The organism is Dactylosporangium sp. NPDC051087, assembly GCF_055586325.1.
This window is the reverse complement of record NZ_JBVJIJ010000007.1, coordinates 336,291-354,796: the sequence shown is the minus strand read 5'-3', so window position 1 is coordinate 354,796 and position 18,506 is coordinate 336,291. Positions and strand designations below refer to the sequence as shown.

Below are 18,506 nucleotides of genomic sequence, written 5' to 3'. Positions count from 1 at the left end.
CCGAGCCCGGCGGGTGGTTCCCACGAAAAACGGCGATCAGTTGGGCAGCATGGTCCCGGACATCGTCGCCGCGGGCCACTCGCGGCCGTCGACGGAGAGCCGGGGCTGGCCGCCGAGCGAGGCGTAGCCGTTGCTGACGGTGTCGATCGGGCCGCCCGGCCCGGCGACGATCCCGAAGCGCTCGCCGTCGGGACTGTCCAGGTAGACGGTCTCGGAGCTGCCCTCGATCCACAGCACCACGGACCGGTCCGGGCGGACCGTCGCGCCGAAGGGACGGCCGTTGAGGGCGCCGTCGTTGTTCAGGGGCGGCGGCAGCTCGATCTTGGTGCCCACCTCCTGCCAGGTGTGGCCGCCGTCGCGGGTACGGAAGTGCCGGATGCCCTTGCTGTAGCGGATGAACGCGTGGGCCGTGACGCCGTCGCCGGTGGTCACGGTCGGCGCGTCGATGCCCGGCGGCGCGTTGAGGGTGACGGCCTGCCAGTGCCGGCCCTGGTCGGTGCTGACCGCGACCGCGGGGGCGCCGGTGTGCAGGTCGGTGCCGGTGACCCACCAGCCGGCCGCGGCCGGCAGGTCGCCGACGAGGGCCCGCCGGGCCATCGGCGGCTGGTCGACGAGCAGACTCAGGGTGCCGTTGTCCTGCCGGACGCCGAACAGGTCGCCGTACTGCACCAGCTGCACCGCCTGGTCGCCGGCGGCGAGCGTCTCGCGGGTCTCCGGCCCGATGACCGGTCCGCTGGCCACCGGCCCGGCGTCGGGGTCCCTGGCGGCCTCGTCGATGCGGAACTTGACGCTGCTGCGCGACCCGCCGCTCACCTCGGCGCTGAGCATGAACGTCTGCGGGGAGATGCGGACCAGCTCGACGTGGTCGAGCTTGTCCAGCGGGCTGGTGCGCAGCGCGTCGGTGACGAACGGGACGCGGCGGTGCGCGGTCTCGACCCGGAGCATGACCACCTGCAGGTTGCACCGGCGGGCCTGGGGCGCCTCGTCGCAGATGTCGATGGCCGCGACCACGCCGCCGGGCAGGTCGCCGGCGGCCGCCCGGATCGACCGGGTCGTCTCGAAGGAGCCGCTGGGCGGGGCGGACGCCGTCGGCAGCGGGCTCCAGGGGTCGCCGATGTCGGGGTTGGGACCGAGGGCGGCGGGGGTCGGCCGGCCGAACACGCCGGCGAGGGCGACGGGCGCGAACACGGCGAGCGTGCCGACGAGGGCGCCGACGACGGCCATCCGGTCGCGCATGCGGACCCGGCCCGCACGGCGGTACAGCAGGCTGAAGTCGGGCATCCACGTCGCCGACTCGACCTGCGCGCGAAGGGTGCGGAAGTCCAGGTCAGGGCGCATCCCGCACCTCCTGGACGTCGGGTTGGGCCAGCGGCGCGGGACGGCGGCGGGGCGCGTCGGCCCGGTAGTCGATCCTGGGGTCGGCCTCGGTGTCGCTGAGCAGGGCGGCGAGCATGGCGCGGCCGCGTGACAGGCGCGCCTTCACCGTGCCGACCGGCACACCGAGGGCGTCGGCGACCTCGTGGACGGACATGTCGGCCAGGTGGTGCAGCACGATCGTCTCCCGCGTCGCCTGCGACAGCTGCTGCAGCGCGGCGACGAGGGCGACCCGGTTCGGGTCGACGCCGGGGACGCTCTCCACCGGACGGGCGACCCGCCCGCTGCGGACCAGTGTGTCGAACAGGCGGCGGCGCCGCCAGCGGGTCCTGGCGAGATTCATCGCGACGGTGCGTAACCACGCCTCGGGGTCGGCGACGTCGAGGAACTGCCGGGGCCGGGCGAGGGCGCGCGCGTAGGCCTCCTGGACCAGGTCCTGGGCCTCGGCGTGGTCGCCGGTGAGCGCGTAGAGGGCAGCGACCAGTCGCCGGTAGTGCGCCTCATATGCGTCACGGACGGCTTCGCGCGCCTCGAGCTCTTCACCCACCCCGTCACCCCCTCACCGATGAAGACCTCTGTGTCGTGCTCCCGGTTGCGCCACCGCTGTGGTGGTGCTGACAGAATGGCGCGCATGTCGTCGTCCGTCAGCACCGCCCGGCCTCGGGTGCTCTCCGGGATCCAGCCCACCGCCGACTCGTTCCATCTGGGGAACTATCTCGGTGCGCTGCGCAACTGGGTGGCGATGCAGGACACGCACGATACGTTCTACTGCGTCGTCGACCTGCACGCGATCACCGCGGGCCACGACCCGGCGCTGCTGCGCAAGCGCACCCGGGTGAGCACGGCGCAGCTGCTGGCGGTCGGGCTCGAGCCGGAGCGGTGCACGCTGTTCGTGCAGAGCCAGGTGCCGGAGCACGCGCAGCTCGGCTGGGTGATGGGCTGCATCACCGGCTTCGGCGAGGCCAGCCGGATGACGCAGTTCAAGGACAAGTCCCAGAAGCAGGGTGCCGACCGCTCCAGCGTCGGGCTCTTCACCTACCCGATCCTGCAGGCCGCCGACATCCTGCTGTACCAGGCGGACGCGGTGCCCGTCGGCGAGGACCAGCGGCAGCACCTGGAGCTGACCCGCGACCTGGCGCAGCGCTTCAACACCACGTTCGGCGCGACGTTCACCGTGCCGGCGCCGTACATCATCAAGGACACGGCGAAGATCACCGACCTGCAGGAGCCGACGGCGAAGATGTCGAAGTCGGCGTCGACCGCGGCCGGCCTGGTCGAGCTGCTCGAGGACCCGGCGAAGGCCGCGAAGAAGATCAAGTCGGCGGTCACCGACACCGGCCGCGAGATCATCTTCGACCAGGCCGCCAAGCCGGGCGTCTCCAACCTGCTCACGATCTACTCGGCGCTGACCGGGCGGAGCATCGAGGACCTCGTCGCCGCCTACGACGGCAAGGGCTACGGCGACCTGAAGAAGGACCTCGCCGAGGTCGTGGTGGAGTTCATGCGCCCGATCCAGCAGCGCACCAACACCTATCTGGAGGACCCGGCGCAGCTGGACAAGCTGCTCGCGATCGGCGCCGACAAGGCCCGCACGGTCGCCTCGGCCACCCTGAGGACGGTCTACGACCGGATCGGGTTCCTCGCACCGGGTGCTGCGCACTGACGTGGCGCGCGAGCGGACCACCATCGGCGTCGCGATCGACCTCCCCGACCCGTGGGGCAGCGAGCTCACCGCCGCCCGGCTCGCCGCGGGCGACCCCGCCGCCGCGCACGTGCCCGCGCACGTGACCCTGCTCGGCCCGACCGTCGTCGCCGCCGCCGACCTGCCCGCGATCGACCGGCACCTCACCGGCGTCGCGGCCCGGCACAGCGCGTTCGAGGTGCGGCTGCGCGGGACCGGCACGTTCCGCCCGCTCACCCAGGTGGTCTTCGTCGCGGTCGCGGCCGGCATCAGCGAGTGCGAGCGGCTGCACGAGGCCGTGCTGGGCGCCGCCGCGATCGAGGCGTCGGTGCCGTTCCCGTACCACCCGCACGTGACGGTCGCGCACAACGTGGCGCCGGAGGCGCTCGACGCCGTCTTCGCCGACCTCGCCGGCTACGAGGCGGTCTTCGCCGTCGACGGCTTCGCGCTGTTCGAGCACGACGAGGGCGGCAGGTGGCGGCCGCACGCGCAGTACCGGCTCTCGCCGCGCCGGTCCGCCGCCGATCAGCGACGATAGAACCGTGGGCCTGTTGGACCGGCTGGAAGCCGGCTTCGATCGGGCGGTGGCCGCGGGCCGCCGCCGCTCCCGCGTGTTCGACCACGTCTGGCGCGCCCAGGAGCGCTACTTCGACGTCGACGCGGCCCGCCTGGCCGCCGCCACGGCCTATTACGGCTTCTTCGCCGTCTTCGCGATGGTGGTCGTGGCGTTCTTCATCCTCGGCCGGGTGCTCGGCGGCAACGACGCCGTGGTCGCCCGGGTGCAGGCCTACCTGGCGGTCAACCTGCCACAGCTGCACTCCGACCAGGTCTTCGCCGGTAGCCAGCAGATCGGGCTGATCGCGCTGGTCGGCCTGGTCATCGCCGGGGTCGGCTGGGTGGAGAACCTGCGCTCGTCGCAGCGTGCCCTGTGGCACCTGCAGGAGCACCCCGGCAACTACTTCGTGCGCTGGCTCGTCGACCTCGGCGTCCTGGTGGCGCTCGGCCTGCTGCTGATCGTGTCGATCGGCATCTTCGCCGGTGTCCAGGAGCTGCTGTACTGGCTGGCCGGCGACTTCGAGCAGGACCCGGTCCGGGTGGCGCTGCGGGGCACCTCGACGCTGCTGTCCGGGATCGTGGACCTGGTGCTGGGCATGGCCCTGCTGGCCGGCGTGCCGCGGCTGCGGATGTCGCTGCGCCGCCTGCTGCCCTCGGCGGCGCTCTTCGCGGTCGGTCTCGGCCTGCTCAAGACGCTCGGGAAGCTCTACATCACCCGGATCGAGGACAACCCGGCATACCAGCTGGTGGCCGGCACGATCGGGTTGCTGCTCTACATGTACCTGCTGCACCAGCTGCTGCTGTTCGCCGCCGCGCTCGCCGCCACCGACACCCACGGCCGGGCCAAGGACCTGGCCGGGGGTGAGCCGCGCAGCGACGTGAGGGCGGCGCTGCGCGCGGCCGAGCTGGTCGAGGAGGCCGCGGAGACCACCCAGCGGGTCGCGGCCGAGGTACGCGCCGACCACCCACCCCACCAGGGTGGCCCGGACCCGGATTCGGTGGCGGCGGCCGCCGACATGGCCGGGCGGATCGCACCGTCCGGCGGTTCGTCGCCTGTGGAGCCGCGCGAGGGGTCATGATGGGCGCCGTGGGTGCACTTGTGACTTTGGACCTGCCGGCCGACGCGCCGGCGCTGACCCTGCCGTGGATCATCACCTTCGGCCCGTTGAACGAGGACGAGGAGTGGGAGCCCGTCGTGGCCGGGCCCTACGAGCGGGCGCACGCGCTCGCCCTCGCCGAGGCCGTCGTCGCCGACGAGGACCTGATGGCGGTGGTCGAGCCGCTCCAGCCGCACGTCACCGCCGAGCAGATCCTCGGTGACATCGCCGCCTCCCGGCTGGCGGCGGAGAACGAGGACCTGGAGACCGCGGCGCTCGACGAGGAGCTCGCGGACTACGGCGACGACCACCACCATCACGACCACGACCATGACGACCCGGACCACACGCACGAAGCCCCGTCGATCGAGGAGATCCGCGCCGGCTTCGCCCGGATCGCGGCCAAGCTGACCGCTTAGATCGTCCACCAGGCGGTCGTGTCCGGTGGCAGCTCGCCGGCCATCTCGTCGCTGCTCAGCAGCGGGGTGGCCGGCTCAATCGGGACCGGGGTCCCGCTCAGGTTCGCCGCCACGCGCATCGTGTCCGTCTCGAAGCGCAGCACCCCGTCGGGCGCGTCCAGCCAGCGCAGCACGCCGGACGGCCGGCGCAGCCGCAGCGCGGCGCGGTAGAGCGACAGCGTCGAGTGCGGGTCCTGCCGCTGCGCCTCGACGGTCAGGCCGGCCCAGTCCGCCGGTTGCGGCAGCCACGAGCCCCCGGGCCCGAAGCCGAACGGTGGCACGGCACCGGACCAGGGCAGCGGCACCCGGCAGCCGTCCCGGCCGAGCTCCTTGCCGCCGGAGCGGACCCACTGCGGGTCGGTGCGCACCTCGTCCGGCAGGTCCAGGACCTCCGGCAGGCCGAGCTCCTCGCCCTGGTACAGGTAGGCGCTGCCGGGCAGGCCGAGCATCAGCAGGGCCGCCGCCCGGGCCCGCCGCACGCCGCCGAACCGGGTCACGTGCCGGCGCCGGTCGTGGTTGGACAGCACCCAGGTCGGCGGCGCGCCGACCGCGGCCGCCGCCGTGAGCGAGGCGTCGATGATGCGGCGCAGGACCGCCGGGTCCCACGGCGCCTCCAGGAAGTCGAAGTTGAACGCCTGGTGCAGCTCGCCGACGGACACGTAGCGGGCGACCCGGTCCGGCGCGGTGTCGAACACCTCGGCGACCGCCATCCGCTCGCCCGGGTAGGAGTCCAGGATCTTGCGCCAGCGGCGGTGGATCTCGTGCACGTCCTCGTGGTCGAAGAGCGTCACGCCGGCCAGGTCCTTGATCATGCCGTGGGCGACGTCGACCCGGAAGCCGTCCACGCCCCGGTCCAGCCAGAAGCGCAGGATGTCGTCGAACTCGTCGCGGACCTCGGGGTTGTGCCAGTTCAGGTCGGGCTGCTCGGGGTCGAACAGGTGCAGGTACCACTGCCCGTCGGCGACCCGGGTCCAGGCGGGGCCGCCGAAGAGCGACTGCCACCCGTTCGGCTCGTCGCGGAAGACGTACCGGTCGCGCCGCCCGTCGACGAACCAGGGGTGCCGCGAGGACGTGTGGTTGGGCACGATGTCGACGATCAGCCGCAGCCCGAGCCGGTGCGCCTCGGCGAGCAGGGCGTCGAAGTCGGCCAGGGTGCCGAAGACCGGGTCGACGTCGCGGTAGTCGCTGACGTCGTAGCCGCCGTCGACCATGGGGGAGCGGTAGAACGGGGAGAGCCACAGGGCGTCGACGCCGAGGTCGGCGAGGTGGCCGAGCCGGGCGGTGATGCCCGGCAGGTCGCCGACGCCGTCCCCGTCGGCGTCGGCGAAGCTGCGCGGATAGACCTGATAGATGACCGCGTGCCGCCACCACTCCACCAGGTCACGCTAACGGGCCGCGGCCCTCACGGAGGGCGTTCAGGAACCACTCCCACCGGTGCATCGCCGGGGGGATCGGCGGCCATCCGTTGATCACGGCCATCAGCTGCCAGTAGCGCTCGGCGCGCGGGTCGACGGCGAGGGTGAGCTGGTCGACGAGCTCGTCGCGGTCCTCCTCGGCGACGCCCCACCGCCGCAGCACCTCGGCGACCACCGGCACCGCCGCCGGGCTGCCGGGCGCCGTCCCGGCGTCCATGTGCGCGGCGATGTGGCCGGTGAACCATGCTATTTCCGAGGTGTCGGTCGGGGTCAGGCGGCGCTCGCCCGGCGCGAAGCTCCGCTTGCTCATCTCGTTGAGGCGGGCCCGGAAGTCCTGCTCACGGAGCATCCCGGCGAGCTCGATCCACGCGTCGACCTGGGCGTCGGTGGGGTCGTCGGGCAGGTCGGGGGAGACCCCGCGCATCCGCGCGGTGAACTCGGCGGCCTGCTCCGTCTCGGCGATCCCGGCGAAGATGGTGTCGAAGAACTCGTCCACGATCCGGCGGCGCTCGTCGGTGCTCGCCTGGGCGATGCGGGTCATCCGATCGAGCTCTCCGGGCGTCGGATCGCGGCGGGCCACCGCGCGCAGCGCCGCCCGGCGCAGCCGGAGCACCCGGATCTGCACGCCGATCGCCTCGGCGTGCGCGGCGGCCACCGCGCCCAGGTCCTCGCCGCGGTCCAGCACCCGCCTGATCGTCGCGATGTCCAGCCCGAGGTCGCGCAGCGTGCGCACGAACTCCAGCCTGACCAGCGAGTCGTGGTCGTAGCGCCGGTAGCCGGCCGCGGAGCGCTCCGCCTCCGGCACCAGGCCGACGTCGGAGTAGTAGCGGATCGTCTTGACCGGCAGCCCGGACAGCCTCGACAGCTCGCCGATGTTCATGTCGCCATCGTCGACCCTCCAGTGACTGGACAGTCAAGTGGACGCTACGTTCCCGGGGTGGAACCTTTGCGGCTCATCCTCCTCTATGCCCACCTCATCGGCTTCGCGCTGCTGCTGGGTGGCTCGATCGCCCAGTACCTCACCGGCAAACTGCGGATCAACAACGCGATGTTGTGGGGTGCGATCGTCCAGGTGGTGACCGGCATCGCGCTGTCCGCGCCGTTGCGCGACGGCGACGAGCCGCCGGCCGCCAAGCTCGCCGTCAAGGCGGTCATCGGCCTGGCGATCTTCGCCATGGCGTTCTTCTCGCGCAAGCGTGAGCAGGTCAACCGGGGGCATTTCCTGGCTTTGGTGGGGCTAACGCTCGTTAACGCCGCCGTTGCCGTCTTTTGGAAGTAAAGCGGGCGTTACAAGATCGATCTCGGTAGGCTGAAGGGACCTCTGGCACGTCACGGCCCTATAACGCACTCCTCCCAACCCGGCAGCAAACGGGGGAACTGCCGGTCCGAGGGCGTACGCTCCCGCCGTTGGGATTCACCGCGTTGGGGCGGTGCTTTGGTGAAGGGAGACCGTCTTGCGCCGAGTGCGTGGGATGAAGGTTCTCGCGGCCGCCGCGGTGGCGATCGTCGCGTTGGGCAGCATGGCCGCTTGCGGCGATGACAAGAGCGACGAGCCGGGCAGCACGAGCAGCGGCAGCACGAAGAAGAGCATCAAGGTCGGCCTCGCGTTCGACATCGGCGGCCGCGGCGACAAGTCGTTCAACGACTCCGCCGCCGCCGGTCTGGACCGGGTCAAGACCGACCTCAACATCGAGGTCAAGGACCTGGCCGCGGTCGCCGGCGAGAGCGAGAACGACAAGTACTCGCGCCTGAAGCTGCTCTGCACGACGGGTTACAACCCGGTCATCGCGGTCGGCTTCGTCTACGACGGCGCGGACGCCAAGAACGGTCCGCTCGCCCGTGCCGCGAAGGACTGCCCGAACACGAAGTTCGCCATCGTCGACGGCGGCACCGCCGCCGACAACGTGGCCGACCTCGTGTTCGCCGAGGAGCAGGGCTCCTTCCTGGTCGGTGCGGCCGCGGCCCTGAAGACGAAGACCGGCACGGTCGGCTTCATCGGTGGCTGCCAGGTCGACCTGATCAAGAAGTTCGAGGCGGGCTTCACCGCGGGCGCCAAGGCCGCCAAGGCCGACGTCAAGGTGCTGACCAACTACCTGTCGACCCCGGCCGAGGCCTGCAAGGGCTTCAACGACCCCGCGGGTGGCAAGACCGCGGCCACCGGTATGTACGACCAGAAGGCCGACATCATCTACGCGGCCGCCGGCGGCTCCGGCACCGGCGTCTTCGAGGCCGCCAAGGCCAAGAGCGCCCTGGCCATCGGCGTCGACTCGGACCAGTACAACACCGTGACCGACGCGTCGCTCAAGACGGTCATCATGACCTCGATGCTCAAGCGGGTCGACAACGCGGTGTTCAACTTCGTCAAGGACTACTCCGAGGAGAAGTTCAAGGCGGGCCCGACGGTCTTCGACCTCAAGGCCGACGGCGTGGGCTACGCCACCTCCGGTGGTCAGGTCGACGACATCAAGACCAAGCTCGACGAGTTCAAGGCCGACATCGTCTCCGGCAAGATCACGGTGCCGACCAAGTAATCCATAGCTGGACGTGAGGCGGGGGACTGTGATCCGGTCCCCCGCCATCACTCGTTGAAGGAGCATCTCGTGACCGCGGACCCACCCGCCGTCGAGCTGAAGGGGATCACCAAACGGTTCCCCGGCGTCGTGGCGAACTCGGACGTCAACCTCACCGTCCGCAAGGGCACGATCCACGCGATCGTCGGTGAGAACGGGGCCGGCAAGTCGACCCTCATGAAGATCCTCTACGGGATGCAGCCGCCGGACGAGGGCGAGATCCTCATCGAGGGCAGCCCGGTGCGGTTCTCCTCGCCGCAGGGCGCGATCGCGGTCGGCATCGGCATGGTGCACCAGCACTTCATGCTGGCCGACAACTTCACGGTGACGGAGAACGTGGTCCTCGGCGCCGAGAAGCTGCACGGCATCGGCGCCCAGGCGAAGCGGAAGATCAGCGAGATCTCCGAGCGGTACGGGCTGGGCGTCGAGCCCGACGCGCTGGTCGAGGACCTCGGCGTCGGCGACCGCCAGCGGGTCGAGATCCTCAAGGTGCTGTACCGGGGCGCCCGCATCCTCATCCTCGACGAGCCGACCGCGGTGCTGGTCCCGCAGGAGGTCGACGAGCTCTTCGGCAACCTGCGCGAGCTCATCCGCGAGGGCCTGACCGTGCTGTTCATCTCCCACAAGCTCGACGAGGTCCGCGGCGTCGCCGACGACATCACCGTCATCCGGCGCGGCACGACCGTCGCGTCCGTCAAGCCCGACCAGGTCACCGCCCGCCAGCTGGCGACCCTCATGGTCGGCAGCGAGCTGCCCAGCCCCGAGGCGCGCGAGTCGACCGTCACCGACGTGCCGGTCCTGGTCGTGGAGAAGCTCACCGTCCGCGGCGCCGACGGGCGGCCGATCGTCGACGGAGCCACCTTCACGATCCACAAGGGCGAGGTCGTCGGCATCGCCGGCGTCGAGGGCAACGGCCAGGCCGAGCTCGCCGAGGCCATCATGGGCATGCGCGACTCCACCGGCACCGTCAGCCTCGACGGCGCCGACATCTCCGGCTGGCGCACCCGGCGGCGCCGCGAGGCGGGCCTCGGCTACATCCCGGAGGACCGGCACCGGCAGGGCCTGCTGCTGGACGCCCCGCTCTGGGAGAACCGCATCCTCGGCCACCAGACCGAGAAGCCCAACGCCAGCGGTGCCCTGATCAACGTCGGCGGCGCCCGCCGCGACACCACCCGGATCGTCGCCGAGTACGACGTCCGCACCCCCAGCATCGACGTCGCCGCGGTCGCGCTGTCCGGCGGCAACCAGCAGAAGCTCATCGTCGGCCGGGAGATGAGCCACCAGCCGAAGCTGCTGATCGCCGCCCACCCGACCCGCGGGGTGGACGTCGGCGCCCAGGCCGCCATCTGGGACCACATCCGCAACGCCCGGATCGCCGGCATGGGCGTGCTGCTCATCTCGGCCGACCTGGACGAGCTGATCGGTCTGTCCGACTCGCTGAAGGTCATCTACGGTGGGCGGCTGGTGGCCGACGCCGACCCGTCGACCGTCACCCCCGAGCAGCTCGGCGTCGCCATGACCGGCGCCACAGGTGAGGAGACCCCTTCATGACCGGTCCGGAGCGCAGCGGAGGAGCCGGGCATCATCGGCTCAGCCCATCCGGTGCCCCACGCCGTCGCCGCAGCGCAGCGGAGGTGGCGGCATGAGCGGGCCGCAGCGGAGCGAGGAGCCGCTCATCATGAACGCAGCATTTGGCTCAGGCCGTCGCCGCAGCGCAGCGGAGGTGGCGGCATGAGCGCGGCCCCCGCGGCCCCCGCCGTCGGGGCCCGGCGCATCGACGTCGGCAAGCTGCTCCCGCAGCTGATCGCGCCGGTCGCCGCGCTGGTCATCGCCGCCGCGATCTCCTCGGTCGCGCTGCTGATCAGCGACAAGGACCCGCTGCTGGCCTTCCAGCACATGTACGAGTTCGGCATGCAGCCCGACCAGAAGGTCGAGATCCTCAACAAGGCCAGCGAGCTCTACATCGCCGCCGTCGCGGTGGCGTTCGGCTTCAAGATGGGCCTGTTCAACATCGGCGTCGAGGGCCAGTCCAAGGTCGCCGCGTTCTTCGCGGGTGCCCTGGCCAGCGCGTCGTTCATGAAATGGATGCCCGGCGGCCTGCGGATCGTGCTCATCATCGTGGTCGCGATGATCGTCGGCGCGCTGTGGGCGTCCATCGCGGCGCTGCTGAAGACCCAGCGGGGCGTCAGCGAGGTCATCTCCACGCTGATGCTCAACGCGATCGGCGGCCTGCTGGTGACCTGGCTGCTCAACGACCACTGGGGCGTGACGGAGCCCGGCGCCCAGATCAAGACCACCGGCATCCTGCCGGAGAGCTCCTGGATGCCCGGCCTGCCGATCGTCTCCGGCACCGAGCAGAAGGTGCTCGGCTTCTTCGCGATCGCCGTGGTCCTCGGCGTCGCGTACTGGTTCACCATCAACCGCACCCGCTTCGGCTTCGACCTGCGGGCCACCGGCTACAACCCCTTCGCGGCGGTCGCCAGCGGCGTCAACGCCAAGCGCATGGTGATCACCGCGATGCTGATCTCCGGAGCCGTCGCCGGCCTGGTCAACCTGCCCCGCATGCTCGGGGAGAGCCACACCTACACGGAGGGCTTCGGCGGCATCGGCTTCACCGGCATCGCCGTCGCCCTGCTCGGCCGCAACCACCCGATCGGCATGGCCCTCGGCGCGATCCTGTGGGGCTTCCTGGCCAGCTCGCAGATCATCCTCGACCTCGACGGGATCCCGAAAGAGATCATCCTGATCATGCAGGGCGTCACCGTCCTGTCGGTCGTCATCGCCTACGAGCTCGCGGCCCGCGTCGGCAGGCGGGCGCAGCAACGGCGGGTCGGCGTGGCCACCGCCGCGGCCGCGCCCGCAGCCGTGGTAGTGGAGGAGTCGAAGTGAGCACCGACACGATGCTCTCGGCAGCGGCGCAGCCCGCGGCCAAGCCCCGCAGCCGGCGCATGTCCACCGGCACGATCCTGCTGATCATCGCCGGCGCGCTGATCGGGCTGTCCCTGGTCCACCAGCTCGCCAGCGCCCCCGACGTCACGTCGTCGGGGGCCATCCAGGCCGCGCTCCAGGCGGCGGTCCCGCTGGGGCTCGCCGGTCTCGGCGGCCTCTGGGCGGAGCGCGCCGGCGTGGTCAACATCGGCCTCGAGGGCCAGATGATCCTCGGCACCTGGTTCGGCGCGTGGGGCAGCCTGGAGTTCGGGCCGTGGATCGGGCTGCTCATCGGCATCCTCGGCGGCGCCATCGGCGGCCTCGTCCACGCGGTCGCCACCGTCACGTTCGGCGTCGACCACATCATCTCCGGCGTCGCGATGACGATCCTGGCGCCCGGGGTCGTGCGCTACCTGTCGTACATCACCTGGGGCAGCGCCGGCGCGACCCAGTCGCCGCAGGTCGTGGACCAGGTGCCCAGGATCTCGGTGCCCGGCGTCAACAGCCTCAAGGGGCTCGAGGAGCACGAGTGGTTCCTGGTGAGCGACGTCGCCGGGGTGCTGCGCGGCCTGCTCCACGAGGTCTCGCTGGTGACGATCCTCGCCGTCCTGCTGATCCCGCTCTCCGCGTGGCTGCTGTGGAAGACCGCCTTCGGCCTGCGGGTCCGCTCCGTCGGCGAGGACCCCCAGGCGGCGGAGAGCCTCGGCCTCAACGTCTACCGCTACAAGTACTACGGCGTCGTGATCTCCGGCGCGATGGCCGGGCTCGGCGGCGTGTACCTGTCCACGGTCACCTCCGCGATCTACCGCGAGGGGCAGACCGGCGGGCGCGGGTACATCGGCCTCGCCGCGATGATCTTCGGCAACTGGCGGCCGGGCGGCCTCGCCGTCGGCGCCTCCCTGTTCGGCTACACCGACGCGCTGCAGCTGCGGCGCGGCAGCGAGTCCGTGCACGCCCTGCTCATCCTGGTCGGGGCGCTGCTGCTGGCGCTCGCCGTGTGGGAGTTCATCCGCCGCAACCGGGTCGTGGCGATCGCTTCCGCCGTCCTCGGCGTCCTGTCCTACGTATTGTTCTTTGCTGTGGACACCATCCCGACCGCGATGGTGCAGGCGGCGCCGTACATCACCGTGCTGGTGGTGCTGGCGCTCGCGGCCCAGCGGCTCAGACCGCCCGCGGCGGACGGCAAGCCGTACCGGCGTGGAGGCTGAGCGTGGCGGACGTTGACTGGGTGGCGCTGCGCACGGCGGCCGTCACCGTGATGGCGCGCGCCTACGCGCCGTACTCGAAGTTCCCGGTCGGTGCCGCGGCGCTGGTCGACGACGGCAGGGTCGTCGTCGGCTGCAACGTCGAGAACGCCTCCTACGGCCTCGGCCTGTGCGCCGAGTGCGGCCTGGTCTCCAACCTCCAGGTCACCGGCGGCGGCCGGCTGGTCGCCCTGGCCTGCGTCGACGGCGACGGGCAGCCGCTCATGCCGTGCGGGCGCTGCCGGCAGCTGCTGTGGGAGCACGGCGGCCCGGACTGCCTCATCGACCACGCCGACGGCCCGCTGCCGATGTCGGCGCTGCTGCCGTACGCGTTCGACGACCGCGACCTCGGGCGGATCGGCGGCGGCGCGGCGTCCTCGGCACCCACCGTCCCGGCCGCGCTCGCGCTGAAGGTCGGGACGGGGACGGTGTTCGTGCACCCCGACGTGGCCGACGGCAGGCAGGTCTGGACCTCCTACTGGGAGCGGTCGTCCGGCACCGGCGACGGCGAGGCGGCGGGCATCTTGGAGGAGGGACCGACCTGGGCCACCGCCGAGGAGGCCGTGGCCTGGGGCCGGATCCGCACGCCACGGGTGATCGTGGTGGACGCCCAGGGCATCTCCCGCTGGGCCGGGGACACCCCCCGGCCGGCGGGCATCGACGAGGACTGGAGCATCTGATGACCTTCGCGGCCGTGGACGTGATCCGCGCCAAGCGCGACAAGGGCGTCCTGAGCGACGCGCAGATCGACTGGGTCGTCGACGCGTACACCAGAGGCGCCGTCGCCGACGAGCAGATGTCCGCGCTCGCGATGGCGATCCTGCTCAACGGCATGAGCGCCGGCGAGATCGCCCGCTGGACCGCCGCGATGATCGCGTCGGGGGAGCGGCTGGACCTGTCCGGGGTCGGCCGGCCGACGGTGGACAAGCACTCCACCGGCGGTGTCGGCGACAAGATCACGCTGCCGCTGACCCCGCTGGTCGCCGCCTGCGGCGCCGCGGTGCCGCAGCTGTCCGGGCGCGGGCTCGGGCACACCGGCGGCACCCTGGACAAGCTGGAGGCCGTCGCGGGCTTCGGGACGAAGCTGTCCAACGAGCAGTTCGTCGAGCAGCTGCGCACCGTCGGCGCCGCGATCTGCGCCGCCGGCGAAGGGCTCGCGCCCGCCGACCGGAAGCTGTACGCGCTGCGCGACGTCACCGGCACGGTCGAGGCCATCCCGCTGATCGCCAGCTCGATCATGAGCAAGAAGATCGCGGAGGGCACCGGCGCGCTGGTCCTCGACGTGAAGTTCGGCTCGGGCGCGTTCATGCGCCAGGTCGCCGACGCCCGGGAGCTCGCCCGCACCATGGTCGAGCTGGGCAAGGCGCACGGCGTGACCACCGTCGCGCTGCTCACCGACATGGAGGTGCCGCTCGGCCGCACGGTCGGGCACTCCGTGGAGGTCGAGGAGTCCCTGGAGGTCCTGGCCGGCGGCGGGCCGCAGGACGTGGTCGCGCTGACCCTGGCATTCGCCCGGGAGATGCTCGACGCGGCCGGCCTCGGCGACGCCGATCCGCAGGCCGCGATCGCCGACGGGCGGGCCATGGACTCGTGGCGGGCGCTCGTCCGCGCGCAGGGCGGCGACCCGGACGCGCCGCTGCCCGTGGCGCACGAGGTCGAGACGATCACCGCCGGCCGCGACGGCTTCGTCTCCACCATGGACGCCTACGCGGTCGGCGTGGCCGCCTGGCGTCTCGGCGCGGGCCGGGCCCGCAAGGAGGACCCGGTCAGCGCCTCGGCCGGCATCGTCCTGCACCGCAAGCCCGGCGACGCCGTCCGGGCCGGCGATGTGATCATGGAACTGCGGGCGGAGGACGCGGCGAAGCTGCCGGCGGCGCTGTCCGTGGCCCGCGACGCCGTCACCGTCTCCGACACGCCACCACCGTCCCGACCCCTGATTCTCGACAGGATCTCCTGATGCCCCAGCTCATCGACGCCCCGACGCAGATCCCGGTCCCGGGCGGCAAGGTCATCGACGAATACGTCGGCCGGGTCAACTCCGGCGAGTCGTCGGTGTCGATCGCGAAGATGATCGCGCCCGGCGGCTGGACCGAGCCGTTCCAGACCCCGGAGTTCGACGAGTTCACGATCGTGCTCCGCGGCACGGTCAGGGTCGAGCACGACCGCGGCCACTTCGACGTCGTGGCGGGTCAGGCGATCGTCACCCGGGCGGGGGAACGGATCCGCTACACCACCCCGACCCCCGAGGGCGCGGAGTACGTCGCGGTCTGCCTGCCCGCCTTCGGGCCGGAGCTGGCCCGCCGGGACGCCTAGGAAACGCACTGGAGACACCGCCTGGCCGGGCGGCTACAGTGCCCGGGTGACCGTGACGGCGCCGGATCCGCAGCGGGTGCGGGAGGCGAGCCTCGAAGAGCTGCACCGCCTGCGGCTCCCCCTGCCACCGCCCAACTTCCCCCTCGCGTGGGAGCCGGGTGACCAGGTGGAGCTGCGTCCCGGCGAGGAGATCGAGGCGCGCGCGGCGATCCTCAACGTGGTCCTCGCCCGGGCCTTCGGCATGCCGTCGCAGCTGGCCACGCAGTGGCTGCGCGAGGCGCGGCTGGAGGAGCGGGTGACCGCGCCCGAGTGGCAGTTCGTCTCCGACGGCGACGGCGACGGGCGCTCCTTCGCGCTGCACCTGGAGGCGCTGTTCGCGCTGGCCTGGCTGCTGGGCATCGCCATGGACCTCGACCCGCTGCTGCCGGCGGCCGGCGGCCTCATGGAGCGGCTGCCCAACCTGCCGCAGGGGGAGACCTTCGCGGCCTGGCGGCAGCGCACCCTGGCCGCGCCGCGCGGGGCCGGCGCCGCCGCGGTCCAGCTCGACCTCTACTACTGCCTGGACTGGTCATATCTGGAGGCGGACCGTCGGCGGCTGCCGCTGCCCGGGCAGCTGGACTCCAACGCCGTCGGGCAGCGCCGCTGGGCCCTGGAGTGGGCGGTCGTCTTCACCGGCCCCTATCACGGGGATCCGCCGGGCTGGGAAGAGGTCGATCTCTCAACCTGACCGCCACCTGCTCAGGTGTACCTCCAGCGTGGTGACGATCGGCTCCGCCATCCTGGCCAGGGTGGCGGCGACCTCGGCCGGGTCGGTGTGCCACGCGCTCGGGCCCATGCCGACGAGCGCGGCCGCGGCGGCGCGGTCCAGCGTCAGCTCCGCCCGCAGCGGGGTCGTGCCCAGGTGGGTGAGCCACGGCTGGAGGCTCGCCGCGAGCCGCTCCGGCTTCGCCGGGTCGACGCCGACCATGCCCAGCGCCGCCACCAGCTCCGCGAGGTGGCCCGGGGCGGGGGTGACCACGACCGCGACGCCGCCGGGCCGCAGCACCCGGGCGAACTCCTGGCCCGATCTCGGCGCGAAGATGTCGAGCAGGACGTCGGCGGCGCCGTCGCGCACCGGCAGGCCCCGCCACACGTCGGCGCGCACCGCACCGATCCGCGGGTCGGCCCGGGCCGCGCGGCGCAGCGCCGCCTTCGACACGTCCACGGCCAGGCCCACCCGGGCCGGGCCCAGCGCACGGGCCAGGTATCTGCCGGTGCCGGCGCCCACCTCCAGGATCAGGCCTTCCCCCGGTACACCCGCCGCGGCCGAGGAAACGGCGTCGGACACGACATCGAAGTGCCCCGCCTCCAGCAGGGCCTCCCGGGCCGCCACCATGTCGGCGCTGTCGCCGGCGTGCACGGACCTGCCGGCGGTCAGGTCGGCGTAGCCCTGCCGCGCCAGATCGAACGAGTGGCCGGCGGCGCAGCGCAGGGCCCGGTCCGCGGCGGTGAGGGGGCCGGCACAGACAGGACACCGAAGATGTGTGATGACGGAGGCGTGCACGCTACTAGTGTCGTTCCATGGTTGCTCCTACCTACGACGAGATCCGTCGCGCGCCGAAGGCCCTCCTCCACGACCACCTCGACGGGGGCCTGCGCCCCGCCACCATCCTCGACCTCGCCGCCGCCATCGGCCACGAGCTGCCCGCCGCGACCCCGGAAGGGCTCGGGGAGTGGTTCGTCGCCGCCGCCGACTCCGGCTCGCTGGAGCGCTACCTGGAGACGTTCGCCCACACGGTCGCCGTGATGCAGACCCGGGAGTCCCTCGCCAGGGTCGCCCGGGAGTGCGCGCTTGACCTCGCGGCCGACGGCGTCGTCTACGCCGAGGTGCGCTTCGCCCCGGAGCAGCACCTCGCCCAGGGCCTCGTGCTGACCGAGGTGGTGGAGGCGGTCCTGGACGGCTTCCGGGAGGGCTCCGCCGAGGCGGCCGCCGCGGGCAACCCGATCCGGGTCGGGACGCTGCTGACCGCGATGCGGCACGCCGCCCGCTCGATGGAGATCGCCGAGCTGTCGGTGCAGTACCGCGACGCCGGCGTGGTCGGCTTCGACATCGCCGGCGCGGAGGCGGGTTATCCGCCCACCCGGCACCTGGACGCCTTCGAATACCTCCAGCGCGAGAACTCGCATTTCACCATCCACGCGGGCGAGGCGTTCGGTCTGCCGTCGATCTGGCAGGCGATCCAGTGGTGCGGCGCCGACCGGCTCGGACACGGTGTGCGCATCGTCGACGACGTCGCGCCGGACAATTCCCTCGGCCGGCTCGCGGCGTACGTGCGGGACAAGCGCATCCCGCTGGAGCTCTGCCCGTCGTCCAACGTGCAGACCGGCGCCGCCGCCTCGATCCGGGAGCACCCGATCGGGCTGCTGCGTGACCTGCGCTTCCGGGTCACCGTCAACACCGACAACCGGCTGATGAGCGGGACCTCCATGAGCCGCGAGATGGCGCTGCTGGTCGAGGCCTTCGGCTACGGATGGTCCGAGTTGCAGTGGTTCACGGTGAATGCAATGAAAAGTGCTTTCATTCCGTTTGATGAACGCCTGGCCTTGATCAACGACGTGATCAAGCCCGCATACGCGAAGTTGATGTCGTGACTTTGTCCTGATTTGTCAGCCACCTTCATCCGCGTGTATCGGGTAAATCGCCCAGCGTAAGGAACCGATAGGACGAAGTTGGCTGTAAACGGACTTATTTCTTGAGCCGAAACATATCGACTACCGGGAGGGCTGGGCTTTCTTCTTGCGACGGGACATGGTGGAATCTCGGAGGTTCGGCCCAGTAGGGTCGGCCGGTCGCGGGTGCCTTCGGATGCACGAGGCCCCGGTTCGGAGGGC

General features: G+C 71.8%; 19 protein-coding genes. 14 read left to right on the top strand and 5 right to left on the bottom strand.

Annotation, left to right across the window (positions count from 1 at the left end; genetic code table 11):
- Window positions 1-36 precede the first annotated feature (36 nt).
- The gene (locus ACZ6TV_RS16270) at window positions 37-1,338 is read right to left on the bottom strand and encodes a hypothetical protein (protein ID WP_465297958.1); all 1,302 of its coding nucleotides are present in this window, start codon (window positions 1,336-1,338) and stop codon (window positions 37-39) included.
- A complete protein-coding gene (locus ACZ6TV_RS16265) occupies window positions 1,328-1,921 on the bottom strand; it encodes an RNA polymerase sigma factor (RefSeq protein WP_465297957.1) in 594 nt (197 codons plus the stop codon). Before ACZ6TV_RS16265 ends, ACZ6TV_RS16270 begins: the two co-directional genes overlap by 11 nt.
- A gap of 75 nt (window positions 1,922-1,996) precedes the next feature.
- Here ACZ6TV_RS16265 and trpS point away from each other — a divergent pair, with 75 nt between their 5' ends.
- The 4 genes from trpS to ACZ6TV_RS16245 are packed head-to-tail and all read left to right on the top strand — an operon-like array spanning window position 1,997 to window position 5,126.
- Window positions 1,997-3,037: a tryptophan--tRNA ligase gene (gene trpS, locus ACZ6TV_RS16260; protein WP_465297956.1), complete on the top strand. Its 1,041-nt coding sequence runs from the start codon at window positions 1,997-1,999 to the stop codon at window positions 3,035-3,037.
- A complete protein-coding gene (locus tag ACZ6TV_RS16255) occupies window positions 3,024-3,593 on the top strand; it encodes a 2'-5' RNA ligase family protein (RefSeq protein WP_465297955.1) in 570 nt (189 codons plus the stop codon). The genes trpS and ACZ6TV_RS16255 overlap by 14 nt, the downstream gene beginning before the upstream one ends.
- Window positions 3,594-3,597: 4 nt before the next feature.
- Entirely contained in the window at window positions 3,598-4,689 is a 1,092-nt protein-coding gene (locus tag ACZ6TV_RS16250; RefSeq protein WP_465297954.1) for a YhjD/YihY/BrkB family envelope integrity protein, read from the top strand.
- Window positions 4,690-4,697: 8 nt separating this feature from the next.
- A complete protein-coding gene (locus ACZ6TV_RS16245) occupies window positions 4,698-5,126 on the top strand; it encodes a hypothetical protein (RefSeq protein ID WP_465297953.1) in 429 nt (142 codons plus the stop codon).
- Here ACZ6TV_RS16245 and ACZ6TV_RS16240 read toward each other — a convergent pair.
- Complete coding sequence (locus ACZ6TV_RS16240) at window positions 5,123-6,544, bottom strand: glycoside hydrolase family 13 protein (RefSeq protein ID WP_465298002.1); 1,422 nt, start codon at window positions 6,542-6,544, stop codon at window positions 5,123-5,125. The genes ACZ6TV_RS16245 and ACZ6TV_RS16240 overlap by 4 nt on opposite strands.
- 1 nt (window position 6,545) lies before the next feature.
- Entirely contained in the window at window positions 6,546-7,460 is a 915-nt protein-coding gene (locus ACZ6TV_RS16235) for a MerR family transcriptional regulator (RefSeq protein ID WP_465297952.1), read from the bottom strand.
- A 57-nt stretch (window positions 7,461-7,517) separates the two neighbouring features.
- On the opposite strand from ACZ6TV_RS16235, the gene ACZ6TV_RS16230 reads away from it, so the two are divergent.
- The 9 genes from ACZ6TV_RS16230 (at window position 7,518) to ACZ6TV_RS16190 (ending at window position 16,362) form a co-directional block, all read left to right on the top strand.
- Window positions 7,518-7,859, top strand: a complete 342-nt coding sequence (locus ACZ6TV_RS16230) for a hypothetical protein (protein ID WP_465297951.1) — start codon at window positions 7,518-7,520, stop codon at window positions 7,857-7,859.
- 193 nt (window positions 7,860-8,052) lie between these two features.
- Window positions 8,053-9,111 carry a BMP family lipoprotein gene (locus ACZ6TV_RS16225; RefSeq protein ID WP_465297950.1) on the top strand — a complete coding sequence of 353 codons (1,059 nt, stop codon included), beginning with the start codon at window positions 8,053-8,055 and terminating at the stop codon, window positions 9,109-9,111.
- 69 nt (window positions 9,112-9,180) lie between these two features.
- A complete protein-coding gene (locus ACZ6TV_RS16220; RefSeq protein ID WP_465297949.1) occupies window positions 9,181-10,701 on the top strand; it encodes an ABC transporter ATP-binding protein in 1,521 nt (506 codons plus the stop codon).
- A 180-nt stretch (window positions 10,702-10,881) separates the two neighbouring features.
- Window positions 10,882-12,039 (top strand): ABC transporter permease, encoded by a 1,158-nt coding sequence (locus ACZ6TV_RS16215; protein WP_465297948.1) that lies wholly within the window; start codon window positions 10,882-10,884, stop codon window positions 12,037-12,039.
- Window positions 12,036-13,286, top strand: a complete 1,251-nt coding sequence (locus ACZ6TV_RS16210; protein ID WP_465297947.1) for an ABC transporter permease — start codon at window positions 12,036-12,038, stop codon at window positions 13,284-13,286. Before ACZ6TV_RS16215 ends, ACZ6TV_RS16210 begins: the two co-directional genes overlap by 4 nt.
- Before the next feature lie 2 nt (window positions 13,287-13,288).
- Window positions 13,289-14,002: a cytidine deaminase gene (locus ACZ6TV_RS16205; protein WP_465297946.1), complete on the top strand. Its 714-nt coding sequence runs from the start codon at window positions 13,289-13,291 to the stop codon at window positions 14,000-14,002.
- The gene (locus ACZ6TV_RS16200; protein ID WP_465298001.1) at window positions 13,999-15,279 is read left to right on the top strand and encodes a thymidine phosphorylase; all 1,281 of its coding nucleotides are present in this window, start codon (window positions 13,999-14,001) and stop codon (window positions 15,277-15,279) included. The genes ACZ6TV_RS16205 and ACZ6TV_RS16200 overlap by 4 nt, the downstream gene beginning before the upstream one ends.
- Entirely contained in the window at window positions 15,279-15,635 is a 357-nt protein-coding gene (locus ACZ6TV_RS16195) for a cupin domain-containing protein (RefSeq protein WP_465297945.1), read from the top strand. The genes ACZ6TV_RS16200 and ACZ6TV_RS16195 overlap by 1 nt, the downstream gene beginning before the upstream one ends.
- A 46-nt stretch (window positions 15,636-15,681) precedes the next feature.
- Complete coding sequence (locus ACZ6TV_RS16190; RefSeq protein WP_465297944.1) at window positions 15,682-16,362, top strand: DUF4272 domain-containing protein; 681 nt, start codon at window positions 15,682-15,684, stop codon at window positions 16,360-16,362.
- Here the strand turns inward: ACZ6TV_RS16190 and ACZ6TV_RS16185 are convergent.
- Complete coding sequence (locus ACZ6TV_RS16185; protein ID WP_465297943.1) at window positions 16,354-17,178, bottom strand: putative RNA methyltransferase; 825 nt, start codon at window positions 17,176-17,178, stop codon at window positions 16,354-16,356. The two genes, ACZ6TV_RS16190 and ACZ6TV_RS16185, sit on opposite strands and share 9 nt — an antisense overlap.
- Before the next feature lie 17 nt (window positions 17,179-17,195).
- Between ACZ6TV_RS16185 and ACZ6TV_RS16180 the strand changes: the two genes are divergently transcribed.
- Window positions 17,196-18,266 (top strand): adenosine deaminase, encoded by a 1,071-nt coding sequence (locus ACZ6TV_RS16180; protein ID WP_465297942.1) that lies wholly within the window; start codon window positions 17,196-17,198, stop codon window positions 18,264-18,266.
- Window positions 18,267-18,506: the final 240 nt, after the last annotated feature.